The following is a 23,489-nucleotide window of genomic DNA, read 5'->3' on the forward strand; positions in this document are numbered from 1 at the left end:
AATTCAACTCTTTTTAGCAGTTTTTTTATTGTTACATTGTTTCTTTTCGACTTGAGAACTGGCGTAATAATATTGAATTGATCTTAGTCAGCGTGAGAGTTTTATTGATCCAAATCAATACTCAAAGTTGGTGGTTCTCGTTAAATACGCCACAATATCTAGTGTTAGTTAAACGATAAATCGCTCTATATAGTGTGTTTGTGGGTAAGTCTGTGAATACCTCAAGAGTAAGGAGAAGTGGTGAAATCAATCGTAATCAAGCGTGATGGCTCAAGAGCTCCATTCAGTAGAGATCGCATCCAAGCTGCAGTGGAAGCAGCATCAGACAAAGCCGATAAGGAAATTGCTATTTATGCACTGAATGTGGCATTAGCAGTTGAGTTGAAGCTCGAAGACTACGATGAAGTTCATATCTCTGAAATTCAAACCATGGTCGAGAACGAGCTAATGCAGGGGCCATATAAGTCTCTGGCTCGTGCTTACATTGAATATCGTCATGACCGCGACATCGCACGTGAAAAGCAAAGTGCTTTAACTCGTGAGATCGAAGGTTTGATCGAAGAAAGCAATGTTGATCTGATCAATGAGAATGCCAACAAAGACGGCAAAGTTATCCCAACTCAGCGTGACTTGCTGGCGGGTATCGTGGCTAAACACTATGCGAAAACTCACATTTTGCCACGTGACATCGTACAAGCTCACGAGTGTGGTGACATTCACTACCACGATCTAGACTACGCACCGTTCTTCCCAATGTTTAACTGTATGCTTATCGATCTGAAAGGCATGTTAACGCATGGCTTCAAGATGGGTAACGCGGAAATCGACACTCCGAAGTCGATCTCTACGGCGACTGCGGTTACAGCACAAATCATCGCGCAAGTGGCGAGCCATATATACGGCGGTACTACGATTAACCGTATCGATGAGGTTTTAGAACCTTACGTAATGGCGAGTTACGAAAAGCATTTATCGTTAGCGAAAGAGTGGGACATTCATAGCCCAGAAGCTTTTGCTATCTCTCGTACAGAGAAAGAGTGTTACGACGCGTTTCAATCTCTAGAGTACGAAGTAAACACGCTACACACAGCTAACGGTCAAACACCATTCGTGACGTTTGGTTTTGGTCTAGGCGAAAGTTGGGGTTCGAAACTTATCCAGCAATCTATCTTGAAAAACCGCATCGCAGGTTTGGGTAAGAACCGCAAAACAGCCGTGTTCCCTAAACTGGTGTTTGCAATCAAAGATGGTTTGAACCACCAGAAGCAAGATCCAAACTACGACATCAAGCAGCTAGCGCTTGAGTGTGCGTCTAAGCGTATGTACCCAGACATTCTTAACTATGACAAAGTAGTAGAAGTGACAGGGTCATTCAAAACGCCGATGGGCTGCCGTAGCTTCTTGAATACCTACGAAGAAAACGGTGAGTTGATTCATGAAGGTCGTAACAACCTAGGTGTTGTTAGCCTGAACTTGCCACGTATCGCGATTAACGCGAAGCAAGATATGGCTAAGTTCTACGAACTGCTTGATGAAAAACTCAAGCTGGCTCGTCGTGCATTAGAAACACGTATTTCTCGTCTAGAAAACGTGAAAGCACGTGTTGCTCCAATCCTATACATGGAAGGTGCGTGTGGTGTTCGCTTGAAAGCAGACGACTCTATTGCTGATATCTTCAAGAACGGCCGTGCATCTGTTTCTCTTGGTTACATTGGTATCCACGAAGCAATGACAGCGCTTTACGGCACTGACGTTCACTTGTACGACGATGGCGAAATGCGTGTTAAAGCGCTTGAGCTGGTGGAATACATGAAGCGTGAAGTGGAATCTTGGACAAAAGAGACAGGTTACGCATTCAGCCTATACGGCACACCAAGTGAAAACCTATGCAGCCGTTTCTGCAGCATCGATACCAAAGAGTTTGGTGTGATCGATGGCGTAACAGACCGTGGTTATTACACTAACAGCTTCCACTTAGACGTACAGAAGAAAGTGAACCCATACGACAAGATCGATTTCGAGATGCCTTATCCAGAAATCTCTAGCGGTGGTTTCATCTGTTACGGCGAATTCCCGAACATGCAAAAGAACATTGAAGCACTAGAAAACGTATGGGACTACAGCTACACACGCGTACCTTACTACGGCACGAATACGCCAATTGATGAGTGTTACGAGTGTGGTTACAACGGTGAGTTTGATTGTACAAGTAAGGGCTTTACCTGCCCTAAGTGTGGCAACCATGACTCAACCAAAGTGTCGGTAACGCGCCGCGTTTGTGGTTACCTTGGTAGCCCTGATGCACGACCATTTAACTTCGGCAAACAAGAAGAAGTTAAACGCCGCGTGAAGCACCTTTAGTCAGGCCTAAGAGCATTAGAAATAAGATTGGTATTGGCGTTATGTCGATACCAATTCTTTTGTTTCAGTTCTTGCAGCATTTCGCTTCAAACTATTAAGCAATAACGAGTTTTCAATACTGCCTTATGAATTATCATCAATATCACCCAATCGACGTTGTAAACGGCCCAGGAACACGCTGCACTTTGTTTGTGTCGGGTTGTATACACCAGTGTCGCGGGTGTTATAACCAATCGACGCAAAGGTTGGACTCTGGGCATTTGTTCACTCAAGAACTTCAAGACCACATTATTGCTGATCTCAATGATCCGCGAATCAAGCGTCGTGGTTTGTCGCTTTCTGGTGGTGATCCTCTGCATCCTGCAAACGTGTCTGAAGTGCTTAAGCTTGTTCAGCGTGTAAAAGCAGAATGTGAAGGTAAAGATATTTGGATGTGGACGGGTTACGAACTCGACGAACTCGATGAAAAGCAGAAGCAAGTATTGGAGTACGTTGATACCTTGATTGATGGTCGTTTTGAACAAGACAAAGCGGATCCGATGTTGGATTGGCGTGGCAGTTCAAACCAAATTATCCATCGATTTACTGATATATAACTGCTGTCGTGACTTTGCACACTCGTAAACGAAAAAGGGCGTCATGGTTAGCGCAATGCAACCAATCGGCCCTTGGGTGTGAGTTCTTTTCGTTTGGTTTATTCGCTCAAGCTCGCATTCAAGCTGCGACGTGATCCCGCTCTTCTATTAGGTTGTTGATCCATTTCTTAGAGTGAATTCGCTGGCTAGTTAAAGCGATCTTCGCTAGTTCCTCCAGTAACACAATCATCAGCACCCATTCTAAAGACCAGCCCAGTACTAAAGCGGTGAAATAGGCGAGGGGAATACCAATGGCCCACTGGCCAAATATGTCGATGAAGATGCTGTAGTTGATGTCTCCGCCGCTTTTTAACACGCCACCTATGCCAACCATGTTGAACACTCTCAATATCATCCCTGCGGCCATCACCAAAGCGACGTTGACCGCTGTATCTTTGAGTTCCAGATGCGTTAAATCGATTAATTGAACAATGGCTGGCTTGGCGATAAAGCACAGCACTGCCAATAGTGTCGCAAGTGCACAACTGACAAGTACATAGCCCCAAGCGGTATTTTCAACACGTTGATAATTCTTCGCACCAATCTCATTGCCTAGAATGATCGAAGCGGCAACAGCAAAGCCCAAGAAGGCAGAAATTAAGATGCTTTCCACTGGTGATAACAGTGAGATGATCGCAAGTTCACCAACGCCAATCTGACCTACAATGACGCTGTAAATCAGTATCCCACCAGCCCATGCCGTATCATGAACTAACATAGGAATGGCAATCTTGAAGTACTTCTTCCTGTGCTTGGGTAAGATTGCATCACGCCAACTCTCTATTGTAGGGAATAGATGCGCGTAATGTTTCCTCGCCATAACTAGCAGTGCAATGGTCTGAAATAATCGAGAAACTGTGGTGCCTATCGCTGCGCCAACCACGCCGAGTTCTGGAAAACCAAATAGTCCGAAGATCAGCAGGGCATTGAGAATCGCATTAACGATGATTGCCCAAATACTTATCTTGGTGGGCAATTTGGCTTCACCGACAGATCGCAGCGCGCTTTCTAGCGGCACAACGATTGCCGTACCAATAAGGCTGGCTCCTGTTATCCAAAGGTAATCCGTTGCCAAGCGGACGTAATCAGGGTCTGAGGCCACCACAGACACGACTGATTCAGGAATCAGTGTATAAATCAAAACAAAAGGGATGATAGCAAAGATAGACAACGCCCAAGATTGCGACAAGACACGTCGAATGCCATTGAAATCACCCGCTCCAAAATATTGCGAAGCTAGCACGCTGACTGCACCGCTAATTCCGGAAACCATGATTAAGTTAAAGAAGAAGATACGGTTGCCAACGCCAACTGCTGCAGTTGCCGCATCACCAAGCTGATTGACCATGAAAATATCGACCACGCCGAGCAATGAGAACAACATAGTTTGCAGTGAGACAGGTAAACCGATGTGTAACAGCTTGTGCCAAAATTCTTTGTCTAAATGACGATATGTCGAGAGCATCGCATTTCCCCTCTAGTGAATATGCGAGAAGTTTATCGGTATTTGTTTTAACTGTATTGTTCAGGTTCATCACAAACTTTTGCCAAACTATCCACTTTGGTAGTTCGGCAACATGAACGAGCTAGCAATGGTATGAGCGAGAAACAAGAACGGTACGAGATCTCTGAAAAGACCCATCAAGAGTTTGTCGATCAAAGCCATGTATTGGCATTCGAAGAACTGGGTATTGTTCAATGTGGGACAGCATCGTGTCGTGATTTCTTTTCTGTTTATCGAAAGAACCAACAAAAACACATGTTGTTGTATACCGTAAGAGGCAAAGGGTGGCTCGAAAGCGAAGGGTGTCGATACATTCTAGAGCCGGGGTCGTGTATTACTGTGCCTGCAGGCGTTGAGAACGGCTTTGGGATTGAAGAAGAGACATGGCAGATAGCTTGGATCTTTCTATCGCCTGATAAGCACTGGGGAAATGTCGTCAATGATGAGGTGAGTTATACGCTCTCTCCGGCAGCAGAAGTTGTTTCGTCTTGCATTCATACCTTGTTAAGAAGCATCGCGTTGCCCATTGATCTCGGTGGAGCGATTGCCATTCACAGCGTAGCCCAAATAGAATTCATGATTAATGCGCCAGTCCCGCAGCAGCAATCTAGAAATTTGATTCGATTAAGAAGAGTGTTCGATAACGTACAAAAGCAGCTGCATAAAGAGTGGAATGTACATGAGCTGGCAAACCTATTCCCGTGTTCAGAGCCGCATTTCCATCGCTTGTGCCAGCGCTATTACTCACACAGCCCAATGACTCATATCATGCGCATGAGAATGGAATACGCAGCACGTTTGTTGAAATCGAGTGATTGGTCGATTCAACATATCGGTGAGATAGTGGGATATCCCAATGCTGCCAACTTCAGTACCCGATTTAAGGCGTGGTCGGGAATGACACCAAGGCAATTCAAACAAAGTGCTTAATAGGGCACATGGGAACATAAGACACATAGAAATAAAGCGCTTTAAATTGTTAAATAGGTCATTAGGTGTATGAAATTTGCACTATTTATCCGTTTGAAATGACCAATCTCTGATTACTTATGGTAACTAAACGCTTCTATTAAAAAATGTTTCTGATTTGTCTACGATAATGTTAACGTGAAACTCATTACTTGAATTTCAAAGGGTTGTGACTTTCATGTTTTCACATCTACCAAAACCAACTTTAGATCCAATTCTATCTCTTTCTGTTGCTTACCGCGGCGATACTCGTACTGATAAAGTCGACTTAGGCATTGGCGTTTACAAAAACGACCAAGGCGAAACACCGATCATGAAAGCCGTTTCTATGGCTCAAGATATCGTTGTTGATACGCAGAAAACCAAAGCTTACGTTGGCCTAGCAGGCTGTGAAGAGTTTAACCAGAGCATGGTTGATCTGCTGCTTAAAGGGACTTCTGCAATGGATCGCGTTGCTGCGATTCAAACACCTGGTGCAAGTGGTGCACTTCGCATGTTGGGTGACTTAATGAAAGTTTCTCAACCAGACACCACAGTTTGGATTTCAAACCCAAGCTACGTTAACCACAAACCGGTGATGGAAGCGGCAGGCTTAAAAGTTCGATACTACAATTACTTCAGTCCTGAAACGAAGCAAGTTGATACTGCAAGAATGTTGGATGACCTTTCGAAAGCGGGTCCATCAGACGTGGTACTACTGCACGGTTGCTGCCATAACCCAACGGGTGCAGATATCGACTTTGAAGCGTGGCAGGAAATCACCAAATTATCTCAGAAGAATGGTTTCTTACCGTTCGTTGATATTGCCTACCAAGGTTTTGGTGATGGCCTAGAACAAGACGCTAAAGGTCTTCAACACATGGCTAACAACGTCGAAGAGATGTTGATTACGACATCTTGCTCGAAGAACTTCGGTTTATACCGTGAAAGAACGGGTGCCGCTATCGTGATTGGCAAGAACAGCGAACACGTTGGTAATGCTAAAGGTAAGCTTCTTACGCTTGCTCGTTCAACTTATACAATGCCGCCAGATCATGGTGCCGCTTTGGTTAAAACAATTCTTCAGAATCAAGAGCTAACATCGATTTGGAAGCAAGAATTGAGTGAAATGCAGCAACGTTTGTTAAATCTGCGCCAAAGTTTATGTGATGAATTGCGAAATACTTATAACACGTCACAATTTGATTTCATTGAAAGCCATAAAGGCATGTTTAGTGTACTAGGCTTTAAAGAAACTCAAATGAATCAATTACGTGAAGAGTATGGAGTCTATGGTGTTGGTGATGGACGCATCAATATTGCAGGCCTTTCCGAATCTCATATTCCTTATGTAGCTAAAGCGATAGCCAACGTTTCAAAATAGAAGGTGACTGAATGTATAACCGGAAAGCGATTGTAGTTTTAATGCTAAGTGGTGGCCTGTTTGCTTGTTCGACGACGACTCAAGCTCCTGTCGAGCCAGAGCAAAAGCCTCAAGTAGAACAACCTGTTGTGGATGACTCTTCAAAGACTGACGCAACTGAAGGCGAGAAAGTAACGGCACCTACAGAGAAGCCTGAAGAAGTAAAACCAACTGAACCAGAAGTGAAACCAAAGCCTGAAGAAAAGCCAGCTCCAAAGCCGACTAAAACAAGCGATGGCAAACTGATTCTTGGTGAAGAAGAGTGGGTGTTTGTACCAGGTTTGAAAGAAGCGTTTAAAGCACGTGTCGATACAGGCGCAACAACCTCTTCAATCAGTGCGGTTGATATTGTTGATTTTGAACGTGACGGAAAAGACTGGGTTAAGTTCAAAATCGAACATGATGGCATCACTACGGAAGAGATCAGCTTACCGGTAGAGCGTTGGGTTAAGATCAAGCAGTCGAGCGCGGAAGGCACACAACGACGTGCTGTGGTTGTCGCTTCAATTCAAATCGGTGACCTGAAAGACAAAACTGAGTTTACTCTAGCGGACCGAACGCATCTTTCATTCCCACTTCTGTTGGGTAGAAGCTTCTTTAGAGATGTTGCGGTAGTAGATGTAAGCCAAAAATACGTTCAAAAGAAAATAACTAAATAACAGTTCTGCTAGTCATCAAAGCTTTTCGTTTGGAAGAGCTATAGTTTCAAAAGTGACGAGCTTAAAAGACTTTTAGTGTTGATAAATGAAATCCCTGCCGGTTCTGCTGGTGGGGATTTTTCTATTTACACCCCAATAACGTATGAAAAGCATCTAAATGGTCTATGTTTACTATTCGTTTACTGTTTAACCTCGACAACGTGATCGAGATCTCTATATAATCCGCGCTTCGATTTTTGTTTAATCCATACTTTCGTACTTCTTATTTAGGTTATTGAAATAGTCTAATAATTATCTGTCAGTACACGCTTAGGAATTAGTTCTTTGATATCTACCGCGAACATCACAATGCAATTTGGCGCAGAGCCGCTGTTTGAAAACATCTCTGCTAAATTTGGTAACGGCAACCGTTATGGTTTGATCGGCGCCAATGGTTGCGGCAAATCAACGTTCATGAAAATCCTAAGTGGCGCATTAACGCCAAGTTCGGGCAACGTTTCTATCACCCCAGGAGAAAAACTGGGTGTGCTTAGCCAAGATCAGTTCGCTTTCGAACAATACAGCGTTATCGACGTTGTAATCATGGGTGACAGAAAACTGTGGGAAGTAAAACAAGAACGTGACCGCATTTATTCTTTGCCAGAAATGAGCGAAGACGATGGTATGAAAGTCGCAGAACTTGAAAGCGAATTCGCGGAAATGGATGGCTACACAGCAGAAAGCCGTGCTGGCGATATTCTAATCCAAGCCGGTATCGAAGAAGAGTTCCATTTCGGTCTGATGCAGCAAGTTGCTCCAGGTTGGAAACTGCGTGTGCTATTGGCACAAGCTCTGTTTGCAAACCCAGATATCTTGCTACTTGATGAACCAACCAACAACTTGGACATTCATACGATCAACTGGCTTGCTGAAGAGCTGAACCAGCGTAAATGTACAATGATCATCATATCGCACGATAGACACTTCCTGAATTCTGTGTGTACGCACATGGCGGATATCGATTACGGTGAGCTACGCGTTTACCCTGGTAACTACGAGTACTTCCTAGAAGCGTCTGGTTTGATTCGAGAGCAGCTTCTAGCAAGCAACGCTAAGAAAGCGGCTGAAATCAGTGAGCTTCAAGACTTCGTAAACCGTTTTGGTGCGAACGCATCGAAAGCGAAACAAGCAAGTTCTCGTGCTAAGAAAATGGACAAGATCACGCTTGATGAAGTGAAATCATCGAGCCGTATGAGCCCATCAATTGATTTTGGTGAAGGCAAGAAACTGCACCGTCAAGCGCTTGAACTTCAAGACCTTGGTCACGGCTTCGATGGCGAAACATTGTTTGCTGGTGGTAACTTGCTACTTGAAGCGGGTACACGTCTTGCCGTAATCGGTGAGAACGGCGTAGGTAAAACCACACTTCTACGTTGCCTAGTTCAAGAGCTAGAGCAAAATGAAGGCATCGTAAAATGGTCTGAAAATGCATCGGTAGGTTATTGCCCACAAGATAGCACTAAGGATTTTGATAACGACCTGAGCATCTTTGATTGGATCTCACAATGGCGAACAGTGAAGCACGATGATCTAATGGTACGTGGTATTCTAGGTCGTCTATTGTTCACTGCTGACGATGCGAACAAGAAAGCGCGTAACTGTTCTGGTGGTGAAAAGAACCGTCTGTTATTCGGCAAGCTAATGATGCAAGACATCAACGTGCTGGTAATGGACGAACCAACCAACCACATGGATATGGAAGCAATCCAAGCCCTGAACGATGCACTTAAGGTTTACACTGGCACACTTATCTTCGTAAGCCATGACCGCGAGTTCGTTTCTTCACTAGCAACACACATCATCGATGTGAAAGACCAACAGCTAGTGAGCTTCCAAGGTACTTACGAAGAATACCTAGATCACCAGAAAAAGATGCTGATGGTTAATTTATAAAGCAAGTCGCTGGCTTAGAGCGTGAACGACTTAAAGCCAGCGAAACTAACAAACAAAAAAGCCCCGAACATAAATGTGTTCGGGGCTTTTCTATGTAATATGTTCAGCTATTTATTACTCAGTAACTAAACCTAAGCTTATCAATAAAACCTAGATACGAAATCTAGATTAGAATCCGAATCGAGCCGACATTAAGATTTGGTGGCCGTATGTGCCGTTATTACGCATATCAAGGCCAACAGACAGTTGATCAGTAGAATGGAAACGAGCACCGATACCAACAATAGAACGAGTGTCATCGTTGTCGATCAGTTGACCAAGGCGCGCGTTAACTTCAACGTTTGCCATTAACCAAGCTCTCAAGCCAAGGTTGATTTCTGTTTTGATGTGGTTGTCGTCATTACGTTCGATGTTGTGCAGTAACATTTGACCAGTAACGTCAGCAAATTGGCTGATTGGGCCGTTGAATCCCATACCTACCGCTGCATCCCAATCACTTTCAAACTCTGAATCGATACGAGCAACAAAGTGAGAGTTCTGAGTGAACATTGTTGTTACTTCACCGCCGAAAGTACTTGGGCTAGTACCCATGCGCAGCTCGAATGTGTTGTAGTTAAAGTTGTTTGCAGACGCAGAGAATGAACACAGTGCAGCGAGTCCTAAAAGGACAGTCTTATTCGTGCAACCTAGCATGGTGACTCCATATAAATTGTATTTTCGGCAGTATAATACAAAAAAGCCTGCAATATGCAGGCCAATTGTTTGAAGTCAGTATGTTTTATAATTATCGCTTATAGAACTTGGATATGATCTACTTCGATTTCCGGAGTTTTTCCGCCTTCGTATTCACCAAAGATACGAACTTTTGTATCAGCGGTTAGCGGTTGTGCTAGGCGGATGTCATCATCCAGTTCTATTTGAATTTCACTCTGGCCGTCAGAGAATACAAACGTGTCATTCTTTAGTTGACGAACAATCTTGCCATCCACAATTGCTTCTTGCTCTGCGAACATGCTTGTATCGGCAAGTAGTGTCGCAACAGAAACGGTTTCAATTGGTCCAGTGTAAGCAATAGCGCTTTCGTGCTTGTTATTGTTGCTGTGGTCACTAGCCATTGCGAAAGTTGGGGCAAGGATAATAGTAGATGCGATAGCTAATACAGTTTTTTTCATGGTGAATTCCTTAATGTTGTTTTTAGTAGAAACGTTTTCTCAATTTGAAACGTTTCTTTTCGTTAGTACGTTTTTTGTTGAAGCGCCTGTTATCGTTCACAAGCTTCGTTTCGATGTAGCTATTAAACAACACTGGGGTTGAATCCAGAGTGAGTAACACATTCATTTTCCATTCATTTTATTGAGCATCTGCTTAGCAATGACGTTAAGATGGAGGTAGAGAAATATTGCCTTCAGCTACAAATTGAGAAATTAAGGATTTAAGTACAAATGCGAGCACCATTAAGCGCCCTTATGGTTCAAGGAACCACGTCAGATGCCGGAAAAAGTGTATTGGTGGCAGGTTTATGCCGTGTTTTGGCAAGGAAAGGAATCAAAGTGGCACCATTCAAGCCACAGAATATGGCGTTAAACAGTGCTGTGACAAAAGATGGTGGTGAAATTGGTCGCGCTCAAGCGGTTCAAGCGCAAGCTTGTAATATTGAGCCAACCGTTCACATGAATCCTGTACTACTAAAACCTAATTCAGATACCGGCGCACAAGTGATTCTGCAAGGCCGAGCGCTGAGTAACATGGAAGCGACGGGTTATCATGATTACAAGAAAGTTGCGATGGATACGGTTGTCGATTCGTTTGACCGACTTTCTGAAGAATACGAAAGTGTAATGATTGAAGGTGCGGGTAGCCCAGCTGAAATCAATCTCCGTGAAAATGATATCGCTAACATGGGATTTGCTGAAAAAGCGGATATCCCAGTGATCATCGTTGCTGATATTGACCGTGGTGGCGTTTTTGCGCACCTCTACGGCACATTGGCTCTGCTATCTGAAACTGAACAAGCTCGCGTAAAAGGTTTTGTGATAAACCGCTTTAGAGGCGATATCGCACTTCTTCAATCTGGCCTAGATTGGCTAGAGGAAAAAACTGGTAAACCAGTTATTGGTGTCTTGCCGTATCTTCATGGTTTTAACTTAGAAGCGGAAGATGCGATTACCTCTGCTCAAGAGTCTGACGGAGAAGCTAAGCTTAAGGTCGTGGTTCCGGTGTTAACCAGAATCAGCAATCACACGGACTTTGATGCGCTAAGACTGAATCCTTCAATTGATTTACGTTATGTCGGTAAAGGCGAACGTGTAAACAATGCAGATTTGATTATCTTGCCGGGTACAAAATCTGTAAGAGCAGATTTGGATTACCTAAAACAACAAGGCTGGGATATAGATATTCAACGTCACTTGCGCTTAGGTGGCAAAGTGATGGGGATCTGCGGCGGCTATCAAATGTTAGGTAACATCATCCACGATCCTGATGGCGTTGAAGGTACGCCCGGCAGCAGTGAAGGGTTAGGGTATTTGGATACTGAAACGACTCTTACACAGCAGAAAACTTTAACAAATGTACGCGGCACCATGACGCTTGATGGTAAAACAGCACCAGTAAAAGGTTACGAAATTCACGTAGGTAGGACTGATGTCAATGAAACGGCTTTACCTGTTCAGTTAGAATCAGGCAACCTTGATGGCGCTGTAAATCAAGACAACTCGATTTTTGGTACTTACCTGCATGGCGTATTCGATAACAGTGATGCGTTGTCGCTTATTTGCGAATGGGCAGGAGCCAACGATGTAACAGCGATTGACCATGAACAGCTTAAAGAGCTGGGTATTAATCGAATCGCGGATGCCATTGAAGAGTACTTAGATCTTGACCTGCTTTGGCCAGAACTGAAACGAACATAGATAAGTGATAACAATGAAAAAGCGAGTCATCCTTTTAGCCATGGCCTTAACTTCGGCACTGACTTCCACTCATCTTTTGGCTGCTGAAAAGCTGCGAGTTTATGCTGCATCATCAATGACCAATGCTGTTAATCTGTTGGTTGAAGAGTTTGAGAAAGATCATTCTGTCGATGTGACTCCTGTGTACGCGAGTACGTCATCTTTGGTACGACAAATCGAAAGAGGAGCACCAGCAGACATTTTTATCTCGGCAAATGAAAAATGGATGACGCATTTAGTCGATCGTAAATTGGTTTCTAGTGACAGTGTCACAAATTTATGTGAAAACGAACTTGTGCTGATTTCCCCTAAAGAGACATCGGTAACATTAGACCTATCAAAAGGTAATCAATGGGCTAAACTGCTTACTAATGAGAGGCTTGCAGTGGGCAACACCATATCGGTTCCTGCTGGTATCTATGCGAAAGAAGCGTTAGAAACGTTAGGTGTATGGGACGATGTGAAGACTCGATTGGCACCAAGTAACAATGTTCGTATGGCCTTAGCCTTAGTAGAGCGTAGTGAAGCTAAGCTTGGGATTGTCTACAAGACGGACGCATTGCTTTCAAAAGAAGTAAATCTAGTGTTGACGTTCCCATCTGATCTGCACACACCAATACGTTACCCTGTAGCGAAATTGAACGATAAAGTCGTTGCAGAAGAGTTCTATACTTTCCTAAAGAGCGAAAAAGCGAAAGACACCTTGAACAGTTTTGGATTTGAAGTGCGTTAAATGAGTTACTTATCGGAATACGAATACCAAGCCTTAATGCTGAGCTTGAAAGTCGCTGGGTTTGCAATCTTCTGGCTTATTCCTATCGGCATTGGTTTGGCGTGGCTACTTGCTAAGAAACAATTTGTAGGCAAAAGCATTGTAGAGAGCATTGTCCATTTACCTCTGGTACTTCCACCTGTGGTCATCGGATATTTACTGTTAGTGATGATGGGTAGGCAAGGCATCATAGGCTCGTGGCTCAATGACGTGTTTGGTATTGTATTCAGCTTTAGTTGGAAGGGCGCAGCTCTCGCTTGCGTGGTTGTGGCGCTGCCATTAATGGTTCGCTCCATCAGGCTGAGCCTAGAAACCGTAGACAGTAAGCTTGAAGAGGCCGCTGCTACATTGGGCGCTTCACCGATTCGTGTGTTCTTCACTATTACATTACCGCTGATGATCCCTGGGATTATTACCGGCACCATGCTTTCATTCGCAAGAAGCTTGGGTGAGTTTGGCGCGACAATCAGCTTCGTTTCCAATATTCCCGGTGAAACTCAAACCATCCCATTAGCCATGTATACCTTTATTGAAACCCCTGGCGCTGAAATGGAAGCGGCACGTTTGTGTGTCATTTCAATTGTTATAGCGCTTGGTTCATTGATGCTTTCTGAATGGCTCAATAAGAAGTCGGCACAGCGACTAGGAGGCAATGCATGAGTGCTTTGATCCTCCAATACCAGCAACAGTTGGGTGAAACTTTCTTTGATATCGACCTAGAACTCCCAAGTTCCGGTATTACTGCGATCTTTGGTCGTTCTGGCGCGGGTAAAACATCGCTTATCAATGCGATTAGTGGTCTTAAACAGCCAGATAAGGGCTTGATCAGCGTATCGGGAACCACCTTGTTTGATAGTGATAAGGGCATTAACTTGCCGACTCACAAACGTAATGTCGGCTATGTGTTTCAAGAGTCGCGATTGTTTCCGCATATGAAGGTGTCAGGCAATCTTAAATATGGCATCAAAGACTTTGATAAACCGCATTTCGATCAGATTGTCTCCTTGTTATCTCTCGGTTTATTGCTAGACCGTTACCCAGCTCGTTTGTCGGGTGGTGAGAAGCAACGAGTGGCGATTGGACGTGCTTTATTGTCTAAGCCGAGCATTTTGCTGATGGACGAACCATTAGCGTCTCTCGACTTGCCTCGTAAGCGTGAAGTGATGCCGTTTTTGGAGAACTTATCTGAAACCGTTCAGATTCCGATCATTTACGTGACGCACAGCCTTAACGAGATTCTACGCTTGGCCAATCATCTTGTGATCATCGAACAAGGCAAAGTCATTTCGTCGGGTGTGACAGAAGAGGTTTGGGCATCGAGAGCTATGCAACCGTGGCAATCTTTCTCAGAGCAAAGCTCATTATTTGAAGCCACATTAGCGGAACACAATGATGATTATGCACTGTCTCGCCTAATGTTAGGAAAGTCGACGTCATTATGGGTTCAGAAAGTGTCGAGTGAGCTTGGTACTGCAGTAAGGCTGCAAGTTAGGGCAAATGATGTTTCTATCACACTAGAACAGCCGAAAGGGACTTCGATTCGTAATATCCTTCCTGTCACTATTAAAAGCGTAGAGACGCACCAACAAGGCACAAATAAGCAGAGTGTCGCTGTCGAACTAGAGTTAGAGTCTGGATGTTACTTATGGGCAACGATTACGTTGTGGGCTCTGGATGAGTTGAATCTAGAAATTGGGCAGCGTGTTTACGCGCAAATTAAAGGTGTAAGTGTCGCTCAAAGAGATATCGCGGTAACACATTAAATCTGTCAAGGTCACCTTTTCGATATTGTCGTGATGTTGCAGTTTCTAGGCTCTGAAAATTCGATCTTGATTCCATGAATGGAGACATGCGTCATTTTTATACGGTATAACTGCCAGTTTTGAGCCACGCTGTATGTGTGCTGAGGCATATTAATTACCTCAATAATAATAAGAAAAAGTATCAGGCACAAAAAAGCCGCATGTTTGTAATAACATACGGCTTCATCATTAAGTTTTCGTTAAGCATTCAACCTAAAGTTAGGTCTGAGGAATAGCTTATCGGATGAAGACTTCTTTAAAATCACGCTTCAAGATAGCATCGCGACGCGCTTTCTTGATTTGCTTAGCCATATCTTTTACACAGTTATGTAAAATTTGGTCAAGTAGTTGAGCTCGGTACTCTTCTTTTTCTTCATCAGACATGCCTTCTGGAAGTTTAAGAGTAGGGAACTCTTCCATCATGTTTACGCCAGCAAAAGCTTGGCTAACAGATATTAGAGCGTGGAATTGCTCAAAGTTGTCCAAAACATTTTGTGCGCTTGCTGGAAGGCTGCTCCAAGTTTCACGCACTGCTTCTTCAGACACCTCATGAATAGAAGTAACCATGTTGTGCATCTCTTTAGGCACTTCATCAAATTCGATAACTTGGCGAAGCTCTGGTGAGATAGTGGTTAAATCGATTTCTTGTACTTCGTTGTTTGTAGCGTCTGACATAGTATTTCTCTTTAAAAAGAAACAATGCTAAAAAGATCTGTAAAAAAGTCAATATAATATAGAGATTAGGGCATGATTTAAGCCCAAATTTGAGCTACTTTGAATATTCAACACTAGATAAAGGTGATGTGATGATAGAAAAGGGATCTTCGATGCGCATATTGCTGGTTGATGATGTTCAACTAGACAGGATGCAACTTGCTATTCGACTCAAGCAATTGGGTCATATTGTTGAAGCTGTCGGTAGCGGAAAAGAAGCCCTGAACGTCTATTCTGATTTTGATCCTGAACTTGTGTTACTTGATATTAGCATGCCAGACATGGATGGTTTTGAGGTGGCTAACGAGGTTCGTAGGCAATTTCCAGAATGGGTTCCGATCATCTTTCTAAGTGGCCACGAAGAACCTGAAATGATCGCGAAAGCGATTGACGCTGGTGGTGATGATTACCTGATAAAACCTGTAAACAAGGTGGTTTTAAATTCTAAGCTGATTGCGATGCAGCGTATCGCGCATATGAGACGAGAGTTAAAACAGAGTACCGCCAAGCTCGAAGAACTGAATATCCTCTTGCAGCAACAAGCCAATGAAGATGGCTTGACCAAATTGTACAACCGTCGATATATGGACACTAAGCTTGAAGAGAGCATAGCGTGGCATGGAAGGCGTAATATACCCATGACAGTTATATTGCTAGATGTAGACTTCTTTAAGCCTTACAACGATAATTACGTCCATATTCAAGGGGATAAGTGCTTGCAAGAGCTTGCTAATACCTTGAAGCTGCTTTTTGTTCGAGCAGGAGAGTTTGTCGGCCGTTATGGCGGTGAAGAGTTTGTTCTTATCTTAAGTGATACGGATAGCGATGCTGCTATGTTACAGGCGACACGCATAAAAGAAGCGCTACATGAAATGAATTACGTCCACGATTATTCAACGGTTTCTGATAGGGTGACAGTGTCACAAGGTGTGTTGTCATTTGCACCAGAAGGGGGTGAATCTATCGCCTCTATTTACGAAAAGGTTGATCAAGCGCTTTATCAAGCGAAGCAAAGTGGTAGAAATACCTTTGTACAGCGCAGTATTTTGGAGCTTGCAGGCTAGTTGGCGAGCTCTTCCGGATATTTGAATTTATACTTCTATTAGCGTTTGAGCTTGGAAGTACTTTAAGTGATAAGAGAAATGCCATATTCAAAGTCATTTTCTATGGCTAATACATGTTGGACACTGATTGTCCCTGTATTCTACTTTGCGGTTCCTACCAATGTTCAAGCGAACCAGTTGTCTGATCTTGTCCGTAAGGATATAGAGCAGAACTTTGCAACCAGTGTACTTCTTAACGACACTGATTTTTTTACCTTTGGTATCAACAACTTTGACCCTAATAAAGTGTTTCGTTTAGACAATGAAGACATTGGTTCGAATGATTCCGTAAGTCGTCGGAAAAACATAACCTCACTTAGCCTCCCTTATACATTTGAGCTACCAGCTTATATCGAAGATAACCATCAAGAGGTGACGCTGCGCTTATCAGCATTACGCACTGAGAAAGACGTTCAATACGCATCAGAAACTGTGTCTGATTTTCAGAAAGAGACTGTGATATCTGGCTATGTTGAGTTTGCAAACGTGTCTCAGTTGGATGAGTACTGGAGTTTTCATTCAGCGATTGGTAACCATATCTCTTACTATCGGAATGATTTTGAGTATCGTGCGAACATACTTAAACCTGTTGCCGAACAGCTTGATGGGTTGTATCTCAATACTGACGCTTGGGCTTACATCATAGAGCCCAAGATTAAATTGATCTATGAAGACAAGAATAACTGGGGTAAATACAAACTCAGTACCAGTTGGCATTATTTTAATGGTGTGGGTTGGGGGGAAGCCAATAACGGTAACATTGGCCACCCAGAAGGTTGGTATATCGCCAATGAAGCAAAGATCTTTTATGATTTAGTACGTTGGGACAAAAACATCACATCGATGTATTCCAGTATCAGACGAATTGATATTGGGGGCGATACTGTAGCACCTATGGGGACAACGTCATATTACGAGGGCAGTGTAGGGTGGTTGCTTAACCCAAACCTGTTTAATGAATGGGTCGATAACGTGGGAATAGGTTTTACGATTAACTACGGAAGTAGCTTAAAAGGCGGGAGCTTGGTTATCTTCTTCAACCAAGATTAAGCTCCCTCTAATCTAGTTACCGAGACTTACGTTTAACTATCAACACACAGCTTGTTTCGACCTGTTTCTTTCGCTTTGTAGAGAGCCTTATCAGCAAGCTTCAGCACTTCTTCAGGATGTCTGGTGGTGGTACTGTCAGACAGCCCAATACTCACCGTCACGTTCACCACTTCCGATGGTTTGCCATTCTTACCCCGCTTTTTAATCCCCACTTCATGATCGTCAGGGCGTTCGTGGCTATTCCGAATCGTCATGTCGTAGTTCTGAATCTCGGAAATCAGAGCTTGAAGGTGCTCTTTAACCTGTTCCGAGTATTTGCCTTTAAAAATGATCGTGAACTCTTCGCCACCATAACGATAAGCTTTCGCGCCACCGGTCGTTTCTCTCAGAATACGAGCCACCAGTTTTAACACATCGTCGCCAATATCATGTCCGTAGGTATCGTTGAATTTCTTGAAGTGATCGATATCGACCATTGCCATCGAATATCTACGCCCTAGGTGCTTCATATCGACTTCTAATGCATGTCTGCCTGGGATGTTAGTCAGTTGGTCATTAAAGGCCATATCATGGCTAGCAGACATTACATAGACGATAATCAATATGCCTGACAAAGAGAACATGGTGCTTGAGATGTATTGGATATCAAAGAATATGAAGGTACTCGAAGACAACAAAATCGCGCTGTAAACAACGACATCGATAGAGCGGTTATAGACTAAAACCAAAATCGACGTTAGGCCCAGTAAACAAAGGCTATAGAGCACCAGAATAAAAGGCAGTTTAGAAAAGTCTCTAACGGTAAATAGAACCCCTTCACTCCATGATTCAAAACCTCCGGCATGGAAGTGAGACACAATCAGTTGCGCCCAAACCATGAATAGCACCACAACCAAGGCGTAAAGTAACATGGACTTTGAGTTAACCCCGTTATCGGGGAAGGCATATACCAATAAGCAAGTAACCGGCACTAAAGCGGCCAGAAGAGACAGCTCCAATAATGTGGTTCCAGTGTTTAATGGGGTTTGTAAGCGGACTTGGATGATAAAATAGGCAACGAGCATGGTAAGAGACACCATAGCCATACGACCTTGCCTGAATGTGTGACACAGCAAAACGGCAACGCTCAATAAAATATACGGAAGGTTGCTAGCAAACCCTAAGTTTGAATCGGTCACGAGAATGACGTTGTTCATACCTACGAGTAACATTGCTAATAGAAGTAAGGGAAAGCAAAATCGAAACATGCTCGACGTTACAAAAGAAGATGCCATTTATGTGGTGAGCCTAAGTGTACTGATGATCTTGTAATTTAATTTTATACGTAGGATACGGTTAAACAAGCGATTGCCAAGCTTTTTGCGTAAATCAGAGCAAAAACATAGTCATAGGTCGCTATTGGTGCAACTCTTTTTATATGTATTTGAGTTGCTATTAACCATAGAGCGAACTACATAGTATATATGAGAAATTAATTAGTCGTTATAGTTACTTAACATGCAGTTAGTAAATCTGTAGTAATGAGTAGGGTATAGTAAGGTAACAATATGTAGATCGTTGCCAAATTAGGCTAGGACACGATCTGTTGTGATAGCTACAAATGGAGGTGTGGTATGCAAATTAGTGTTGATGTTCATAACTATATGGAAACTCTGGTGGGTCATGTATTGTCTACCGAGGAATATGTGTCTAGTTATACCAATGAACAGTTGGCGGATCTCGCGTGTTTGGCTTTGGGTCAACTCAAACCCATCTATATTCGTTTTGATATCGATTTTCTGTCAGCATTGCCAGAAGACAAATTGGTGCTATATAAGCGCAATAGTGAGATCGCGGTCAAAAATGCAGAAAGTATGATTATTGACGACCGAAGACGCGAACGTGACGACAATGTGCCCGTTATATTTAGTCAACACAATTTTGATGATGACGTAGAATTACAATGGTATGAAAAGCCGTTGTTGAACCGTAAACAGTCATGATAGTTTAGGGTTAATACGGTCATTTAAGGAGTAAAAAACGTGGGATTCTTTTCTAGATTATTTGGTGGCAAAGAAAAAACCGAACAAAAAGTAGAGATTGAGCCAGTCGAATATAAGGGTTTCAATATCTATCAAGATGCCATTGCAGAATCTGGTCAATACCGTGTTGCTGGGCGAATTGAGAAAGAATTCGATGGTGAAATTAAAACTCACCGTTTTATTCGTTCAGACGTTGTTTCAAACAAACAAGATGCCGATGAATTGATGCTTAAAAAATCGCAGATGTTCATCGACCAAATGGGCGACAATATATTTAGCTAGCCAATTAGGGTTAGAATTGATGTTGGTCATCATTTCGAGAGCTTTCAGTGTATATGCTGAAAGCTCTTTTTAGTTTTAGGGACAAAGAACAGCTAGTAAGTTTTTATTTAAAGGATTATTTGCAAGTGGTTTGACCTCTTTGTTCGAGGCGGTCGTCATTTCTTCAAATGAAGCGCTCAAATTCCATCCAAATCGTTATAAGTAATAACTTTTCCTGTTCTTTGAACAAAACGCTTGAAGTATTAGTTGTCGTTAGATACAAACGAATAAGTCATTCGTGCCAATAGTCAAGGAATAGCTATGCAAATTGGTGTACCAAGAGAAACACTCGCGGGTGAAACGCGAGTCGCTGCTTCGCCGAAATCGGTAGAACAGCTTCTAAAATTAGGATTTGAAGTTTGTGTTGAATCACAAGCAGGTGCGTTAGCAAGTTTTGAAGATGCAGCTTATGAACAAGCTGGTGCAAAAATTGTAACCGCAGATGAAGCTTGGAAATCCGATATTATCTTTAAAGTTAACGCTCCGATCGTTGACGAGTCTAAAAATGAAATCGATCTACTTAAAGATGGCGCGACATTGGTCAGCTTTATTTGGCCTGCTCAAAATCCTGAATTAATGGAACAATTGTCCAGTCGTAACATCAACGTGATGGCGATGGACTCTGTACCTCGTATTTCAAGAGCTCAAGCACTAGATGCATTGAGTTCTATGGCTAACATCGCGGGTTATCGTGCTGTGGTTGAAGCGGCGCATGAATTTGGTCGATTCTTCACGGGTCAAATTACGGCGGCAGGTAAAGTTCCACCAGCAAAAGTACTGGTTGCTGGTGCGGGTGTTGCTGGTCTAGCGGCAATTGGCGCTGCGGGTAGTTTGGGTGCGATCGTTCGTTCGTTCGATGTTCGTCCTGAAGTAAAAGAACAAGTTGAGTCTATGGGCGCTGAATTCTTGGAAGTCGATTTCAAGGAAGATACCAGCGCGGGTGATGGCTACGCAAAAGAGATGTCTGAAGCATTCAACAAGAAAGCTGAAGAGCTTTATGCCGCTCAAGCTAAAGACGTCGACATCATCATTACAACGGCACTGATTCCAGGTCGCCCAGCGCCTAAGCTGATTACCAAAGAGATGGTAGACAGTATGAGTGCAGGTAGCGTGATTGTGGACCTTGCCGCTGCGAATGGCGGTAACTGCGAATATACGGTTGCTGATCAAGTGATCACAACGGCTAACGGCGTGAAGGTGGTTGGTTACACTGATATGGTTGGTCGACTGCCAACTCAATCATCTCAGCTATATGCAACGAACCTAGTTAACCTGCTGAAACTGCTTTGCAAAGAGAAAGATGGCAACATCAATATCGACTTTGAAGATGTCGTTCTGCGTGGTGTTACTGTGGTTAAAGAGGGCGAGGTGACTTGGCCAGCTCCGCCGATTCAAGTTTCTGCTCAGCCACAACAGGCCAAACCCGAAGAAGCTAAAGCTCCACCGAAGGTTCAACAACCTGTGTCTCCGGTAAAGAAAGTCGCTGGCATTGCAATAGCGGTTGGTGCTTTCGCTTGGGTAGCATCGGTTGCTCCTGCTGCGTTCTTATCCCACTTTACCGTTTTTGTTCTCGCTTGTGTGGTGGGTTATTACGTAGTTTGGAATGTAAGCCATTCTCTGCATACGCCTTTGATGTCCGTGACTAACGCGATCTCAGGGATCATCGTTGTAGGTGCACTGTTACAGATAGGACAAGGAAGTGGCGTCGTCACTTTCTTATCATTTATTGCCGTATTAATTGCAAGTATCAATATCTTTGGTGGTTTTACCGTGACCAAACGTATGCTTGAAATGTTCCGTAAAGACTAAGGAGTAACAGATGTCTGAAGGATTAGTACAAGCAGCTTATATTGTTGCTGCTGTATTCTTTATTATGAGCTTGGCTGGGTTATCGAAACAGGAATCTGCACGTGCAGGTAACTATTACGGTATCACGGGTATGGCAATCGCGTTGATCGCGACGATCTTTGGCCCTCATTCTGCTGGTATTGTATGGATCATCATTGCGATGGTGATCGGTGGTGGTATTGGTATCCACTACGCAAGAAAAGTAGAAATGACTGAAATGCCTGAGCTGGTGGCAATCCTGCACAGCTTCGTAGGTATGGCTGCGGTACTTGTGGGTTACAACAGCTATATCGATCCACCTGCTGCTGTGTCACTTAACCCTGCTGATATTCATGCAGAGCACGTTATCCACTTAGTGGAAGTGTTCCTTGGCGTATTTATTGGTGCTGTGACGTTCACAGGTTCGATTGTTGCGTTTGGTAAGCTTCGCGGCGTTATCTCTTCGTCTGCATTGAATATCCCGCATAAGCACAAGTGGAACCTAGCGGCTATCGTTGCTTCTACATTGCTGATGATCATGTTCGTTAAAGCTGACGGCAGCATGTTCGCGTTAATGGTGATGACACTTATCGCATTCGCATTCGGTTACCACCTAGTGGCATCGATTGGTGGCGCTGATATGCCAGTGGTCGTCTCTATGCTTAACTCGTACTCTGGTTGGGCAGCAGCAGCGGCAGGTTTCATGCTTGCGAATGATCTACTCATTGTAACTGGTGCATTGGTTGGTTCGTCAGGTGCGATTCTTTCTTACATCATGTGTAAGGCGATGAACCGTTCGTTTATTAGTGTTATCGCTGGTGGATTCGGCCAAGAAGTGGTCGTGTCTGATGGTGATGAAGAGCAGGGTGAGCACCGCGAAACATCAGCTGAAGATGTAGCGGACATGCTGAAAAACTCAAAGTCTGTCATCATTACCCCAGGATACGGCATGGCTGTAGCTCAAGCTCAATACCCAGTGCATGAAATCACTGAGAAACTACGAGCGCAAGGCATCAATGTTCGATTTGGTATCCACCCAGTTGCGGGTAGATTGCCGGGTCACATGAACGTGCTACTTGCTGAAGCTAAAGTGCCTTACGATATTGTTCTTGAAATGGACGAAATCAACGATGACTTAAGTGAGACGGATACTGTATTGGTTATCGGTGCAAATGACACCGTGAACCCTGCAGCACTTGAAGATCCAAACAGTCCAATTGCTGGTATGCCAGTACTTGAAGTTTGGAATGCTCAGAATGTTATCGTATTCAAACGTTCGATGAACACGGGTTACGCAGGTGTGCAAAACCCACTGTTCTTCAAAGAAAACACGCAGATGCTGTTTGGTGATGCTAAACAGAGTTGTCTAGGTATTTTAGAACATCTATAGAAAGCATTTTAAGTAATCTGTAATAACTAGATAAGGAGCTCATTTGAGCTCCTTTTTTGATCTTCAGAACGAATGA

The 23,489-nt window shown here is 43.5% G+C and carries 21 protein-coding genes; 16 read left to right on the forward strand and 5 right to left on the reverse strand.

What is annotated here, in order from left to right; translation table 11 throughout:
* Window positions 1–240 precede the first annotated feature (240 nt).
* Complete coding sequence (gene nrdD, locus BCU34_RS20075) at window positions 241–2,361, forward strand: anaerobic ribonucleoside-triphosphate reductase (RefSeq protein WP_102480874.1); 2,121 nt, start codon at window positions 241–243, stop codon at window positions 2,359–2,361.
* A 125-nt stretch (window positions 2,362–2,486) separates the two neighbouring features.
* The gene (gene nrdG / locus BCU34_RS20080) at window positions 2,487–2,957 is read left to right on the forward strand and encodes an anaerobic ribonucleoside-triphosphate reductase-activating protein (protein WP_102480873.1); all 471 of its coding nucleotides are present in this window, start codon (window positions 2,487–2,489) and stop codon (window positions 2,955–2,957) included.
* A 118-nt stretch (window positions 2,958–3,075) separates the two neighbouring features.
* Here nrdG and BCU34_RS20085 read toward each other — a convergent pair whose 3' ends face one another.
* On the reverse strand, window positions 3,076–4,461 hold the full coding sequence (locus BCU34_RS20085; RefSeq protein ID WP_102480872.1) for an MATE family efflux transporter: 1,386 nt from the start codon (window positions 4,459–4,461) through the stop codon (window positions 3,076–3,078).
* Between the two features lie 132 nt (window positions 4,462–4,593).
* Between BCU34_RS20085 and BCU34_RS20090 the strand changes: the two genes are divergently transcribed.
* The 4 genes from BCU34_RS20090 (at window position 4,594) to BCU34_RS20105 (ending at window position 9,462) form a co-directional block, all read left to right on the forward strand.
* Window positions 4,594–5,430, forward strand: coding sequence for an AraC family transcriptional regulator (locus BCU34_RS20090; RefSeq protein WP_102480871.1), 837 nt, complete (start codon window positions 4,594–4,596; stop codon window positions 5,428–5,430).
* A 217-nt stretch (window positions 5,431–5,647) separates the two neighbouring features.
* Window positions 5,648–6,832: an amino acid aminotransferase gene (locus BCU34_RS20095; RefSeq protein ID WP_102480870.1), complete on the forward strand. Its 1,185-nt coding sequence runs from the start codon at window positions 5,648–5,650 to the stop codon at window positions 6,830–6,832.
* Between the two features lie 11 nt (window positions 6,833–6,843).
* Complete coding sequence (locus BCU34_RS20100) at window positions 6,844–7,530, forward strand: RimK/LysX family protein (protein WP_102480869.1); 687 nt, start codon at window positions 6,844–6,846, stop codon at window positions 7,528–7,530.
* A gap of 324 nt (window positions 7,531–7,854) precedes the next feature.
* Window positions 7,855–9,462: an ABC-F family ATPase gene (locus BCU34_RS20105; protein ID WP_081090187.1), complete on the forward strand. Its 1,608-nt coding sequence runs from the start codon at window positions 7,855–7,857 to the stop codon at window positions 9,460–9,462.
* Window positions 9,463–9,630: 168 nt separating this feature from the next.
* On the opposite strand, the gene BCU34_RS20110 is transcribed toward BCU34_RS20105, so the two are convergent.
* Both BCU34_RS20110 and BCU34_RS20115 read right to left on the reverse strand, forming a co-directional pair.
* Window positions 9,631–10,155, reverse strand: coding sequence for a hypothetical protein (locus BCU34_RS20110; protein WP_048608275.1), 525 nt, complete (start codon window positions 10,153–10,155; stop codon window positions 9,631–9,633).
* Between the two features lie 98 nt (window positions 10,156–10,253).
* Window positions 10,254–10,634, reverse strand: a complete 381-nt coding sequence (locus BCU34_RS20115; RefSeq protein WP_102433172.1) for a YgiW/YdeI family stress tolerance OB fold protein — start codon at window positions 10,632–10,634, stop codon at window positions 10,254–10,256.
* 270 nt (window positions 10,635–10,904) lie between these two features.
* On the opposite strand from BCU34_RS20115, the gene BCU34_RS20120 reads away from it, so the two are divergent.
* From BCU34_RS20120 to modC, 4 genes are read left to right on the forward strand one after another with little or no spacing between them, the layout of a single operon-like run.
* Window positions 10,905–12,374 (forward strand): cobyric acid synthase, encoded by a 1,470-nt coding sequence (locus BCU34_RS20120; RefSeq protein WP_102480868.1) that lies wholly within the window; start codon window positions 10,905–10,907, stop codon window positions 12,372–12,374.
* A 13-nt stretch (window positions 12,375–12,387) separates the two neighbouring features.
* Window positions 12,388–13,146 carry a molybdate ABC transporter substrate-binding protein gene (modA, locus tag BCU34_RS20125; protein ID WP_102480867.1) on the forward strand — a complete coding sequence of 253 codons (759 nt, stop codon included), beginning with the start codon at window positions 12,388–12,390 and terminating at the stop codon, window positions 13,144–13,146.
* Window positions 13,147–13,845 (forward strand): molybdate ABC transporter permease subunit, encoded by a 699-nt coding sequence (gene modB / locus BCU34_RS20130; RefSeq protein ID WP_102480866.1) that lies wholly within the window; start codon window positions 13,147–13,149, stop codon window positions 13,843–13,845. It begins immediately after the preceding gene.
* Window positions 13,842–14,948, forward strand: a complete 1,107-nt coding sequence (modC, locus tag BCU34_RS20135; protein ID WP_102480865.1) for a molybdenum ABC transporter ATP-binding protein ModC — start codon at window positions 13,842–13,844, stop codon at window positions 14,946–14,948. Before modB ends, modC begins: the two co-directional genes overlap by 4 nt.
* A 276-nt stretch (window positions 14,949–15,224) precedes the next feature.
* On the opposite strand, the gene BCU34_RS20140 is transcribed toward modC, so the two are convergent.
* Complete coding sequence (locus BCU34_RS20140; protein WP_004731036.1) at window positions 15,225–15,662, reverse strand: DUF3069 domain-containing protein; 438 nt, start codon at window positions 15,660–15,662, stop codon at window positions 15,225–15,227.
* A 152-nt stretch (window positions 15,663–15,814) separates the two neighbouring features.
* Here BCU34_RS20140 and BCU34_RS20145 point away from each other — a divergent pair, with 152 nt between their 5' ends.
* Together BCU34_RS20145 and BCU34_RS20150 are read left to right on the forward strand one after the other, a co-directional pair.
* Window positions 15,815–16,765 carry a diguanylate cyclase gene (locus tag BCU34_RS20145; RefSeq protein WP_102480864.1) on the forward strand — a complete coding sequence of 317 codons (951 nt, stop codon included), beginning with the start codon at window positions 15,815–15,817 and terminating at the stop codon, window positions 16,763–16,765.
* Window positions 16,766–16,843: 78 nt separating this feature from the next.
* Complete coding sequence (locus tag BCU34_RS20150; protein WP_102480863.1) at window positions 16,844–17,854, forward strand: Solitary outer membrane autotransporter beta-barrel domain; 1,011 nt, start codon at window positions 16,844–16,846, stop codon at window positions 17,852–17,854.
* Window positions 17,855–17,886: 32 nt separating this feature from the next.
* On the opposite strand, the gene BCU34_RS20155 is transcribed toward BCU34_RS20150, so the two are convergent.
* On the reverse strand, window positions 17,887–19,128 hold the full coding sequence (locus BCU34_RS20155) for a GGDEF domain-containing protein (protein ID WP_102480862.1): 1,242 nt from the start codon (window positions 19,126–19,128) through the stop codon (window positions 17,887–17,889).
* Window positions 19,129–19,467: 339 nt separating this feature from the next.
* Between BCU34_RS20155 and BCU34_RS20160 the strand changes: the two genes are divergently transcribed.
* The 4 genes from BCU34_RS20160 to pntB all read left to right on the forward strand — a co-directional run bounded on the left by BCU34_RS20160 (window position 19,468) and on the right by pntB (window position 23,413).
* Entirely contained in the window at window positions 19,468–19,836 is a 369-nt protein-coding gene (locus BCU34_RS20160) for a late competence development ComFB family protein (protein ID WP_048660158.1), read from the forward strand.
* A gap of 39 nt (window positions 19,837–19,875) precedes the next feature.
* Window positions 19,876–20,157, forward strand: coding sequence for an HlyU family transcriptional regulator (locus tag BCU34_RS20165; protein WP_004731023.1), 282 nt, complete (start codon window positions 19,876–19,878; stop codon window positions 20,155–20,157).
* A gap of 300 nt (window positions 20,158–20,457) precedes the next feature.
* The gene (pntA, locus tag BCU34_RS20170) at window positions 20,458–22,005 is read left to right on the forward strand and encodes a Re/Si-specific NAD(P)(+) transhydrogenase subunit alpha (RefSeq protein WP_048662800.1); all 1,548 of its coding nucleotides are present in this window, start codon (window positions 20,458–20,460) and stop codon (window positions 22,003–22,005) included.
* Window positions 22,006–22,015: 10 nt separating this feature from the next.
* Window positions 22,016–23,413, forward strand: a complete 1,398-nt coding sequence (pntB, locus tag BCU34_RS20175) for a Re/Si-specific NAD(P)(+) transhydrogenase subunit beta (RefSeq protein WP_048660160.1) — start codon at window positions 22,016–22,018, stop codon at window positions 23,411–23,413.
* Window positions 23,414–23,489 lie beyond the last annotated feature (76 nt).

This window comes from Vibrio sp. 10N.286.45.E10, assembly GCF_002874195.2.
GTDB lineage: Bacteria > Pseudomonadota > Gammaproteobacteria > Enterobacterales > Vibrionaceae > Vibrio > Vibrio crassostreae.

Bases quoted from the DNA above. Each gene is read 5' to 3' on its own strand.
- BCU34_RS20090 (WP_102480871.1), top strand. From the start codon at position 4,594: ATGAGCGAGAAACAAGAACGGTACGAGATCTCTGAAAAGACCCATCAA.
- BCU34_RS20095 (WP_102480870.1), top strand. From the start codon at position 5,648: ATGTTTTCACATCTACCAAAACCAACTTTAGATCCAATTCTATCTCTT.
- BCU34_RS20115 (WP_102433172.1), bottom strand. From the start codon at position 10,634: ATGAAAAAAACTGTATTAGCTATCGCATCTACTATTATCCTTGCCCCA.
- BCU34_RS20155 (WP_102480862.1), bottom strand. From the start codon at position 19,128: ATGGCATCTTCTTTTGTAACGTCGAGCATGTTTCGATTTTGCTTTCCC.
- BCU34_RS20160 (WP_048660158.1), top strand. From the start codon at position 19,468: ATGCAAATTAGTGTTGATGTTCATAACTATATGGAAACTCTGGTGGGT.
- BCU34_RS20145 (WP_102480864.1), top strand. From the start codon at position 15,815: ATGCGCATATTGCTGGTTGATGATGTTCAACTAGACAGGATGCAACTT.
- BCU34_RS20150 (WP_102480863.1), top strand. From the start codon at position 16,844: ATGCCATATTCAAAGTCATTTTCTATGGCTAATACATGTTGGACACTG.
- BCU34_RS20100 (WP_102480869.1), top strand. From the start codon at position 6,844: ATGTATAACCGGAAAGCGATTGTAGTTTTAATGCTAAGTGGTGGCCTG.
- modC (WP_102480865.1), top strand. From the start codon at position 13,842: ATGAGTGCTTTGATCCTCCAATACCAGCAACAGTTGGGTGAAACTTTC.
- BCU34_RS20110 (WP_048608275.1), bottom strand. From the start codon at position 10,155: ATGCTAGGTTGCACGAATAAGACTGTCCTTTTAGGACTCGCTGCACTG.
- BCU34_RS20120 (WP_102480868.1), top strand. From the start codon at position 10,905: ATGCGAGCACCATTAAGCGCCCTTATGGTTCAAGGAACCACGTCAGAT.
- BCU34_RS20140 (WP_004731036.1), bottom strand. From the start codon at position 15,662: ATGTCAGACGCTACAAACAACGAAGTACAAGAAATCGATTTAACCACT.
- nrdG (WP_102480873.1), top strand. From the start codon at position 2,487: ATGAATTATCATCAATATCACCCAATCGACGTTGTAAACGGCCCAGGA.
- pntA (WP_048662800.1), top strand. From the start codon at position 20,458: ATGCAAATTGGTGTACCAAGAGAAACACTCGCGGGTGAAACGCGAGTC.
- modA (WP_102480867.1), top strand. From the start codon at position 12,388: ATGAAAAAGCGAGTCATCCTTTTAGCCATGGCCTTAACTTCGGCACTG.
- BCU34_RS20085 (WP_102480872.1), bottom strand. From the start codon at position 4,461: ATGCTCTCGACATATCGTCATTTAGACAAAGAATTTTGGCACAAGCTG.
- pntB (WP_048660160.1), top strand. From the start codon at position 22,016: ATGTCTGAAGGATTAGTACAAGCAGCTTATATTGTTGCTGCTGTATTC.
- modB (WP_102480866.1), top strand. From the start codon at position 13,147: ATGAGTTACTTATCGGAATACGAATACCAAGCCTTAATGCTGAGCTTG.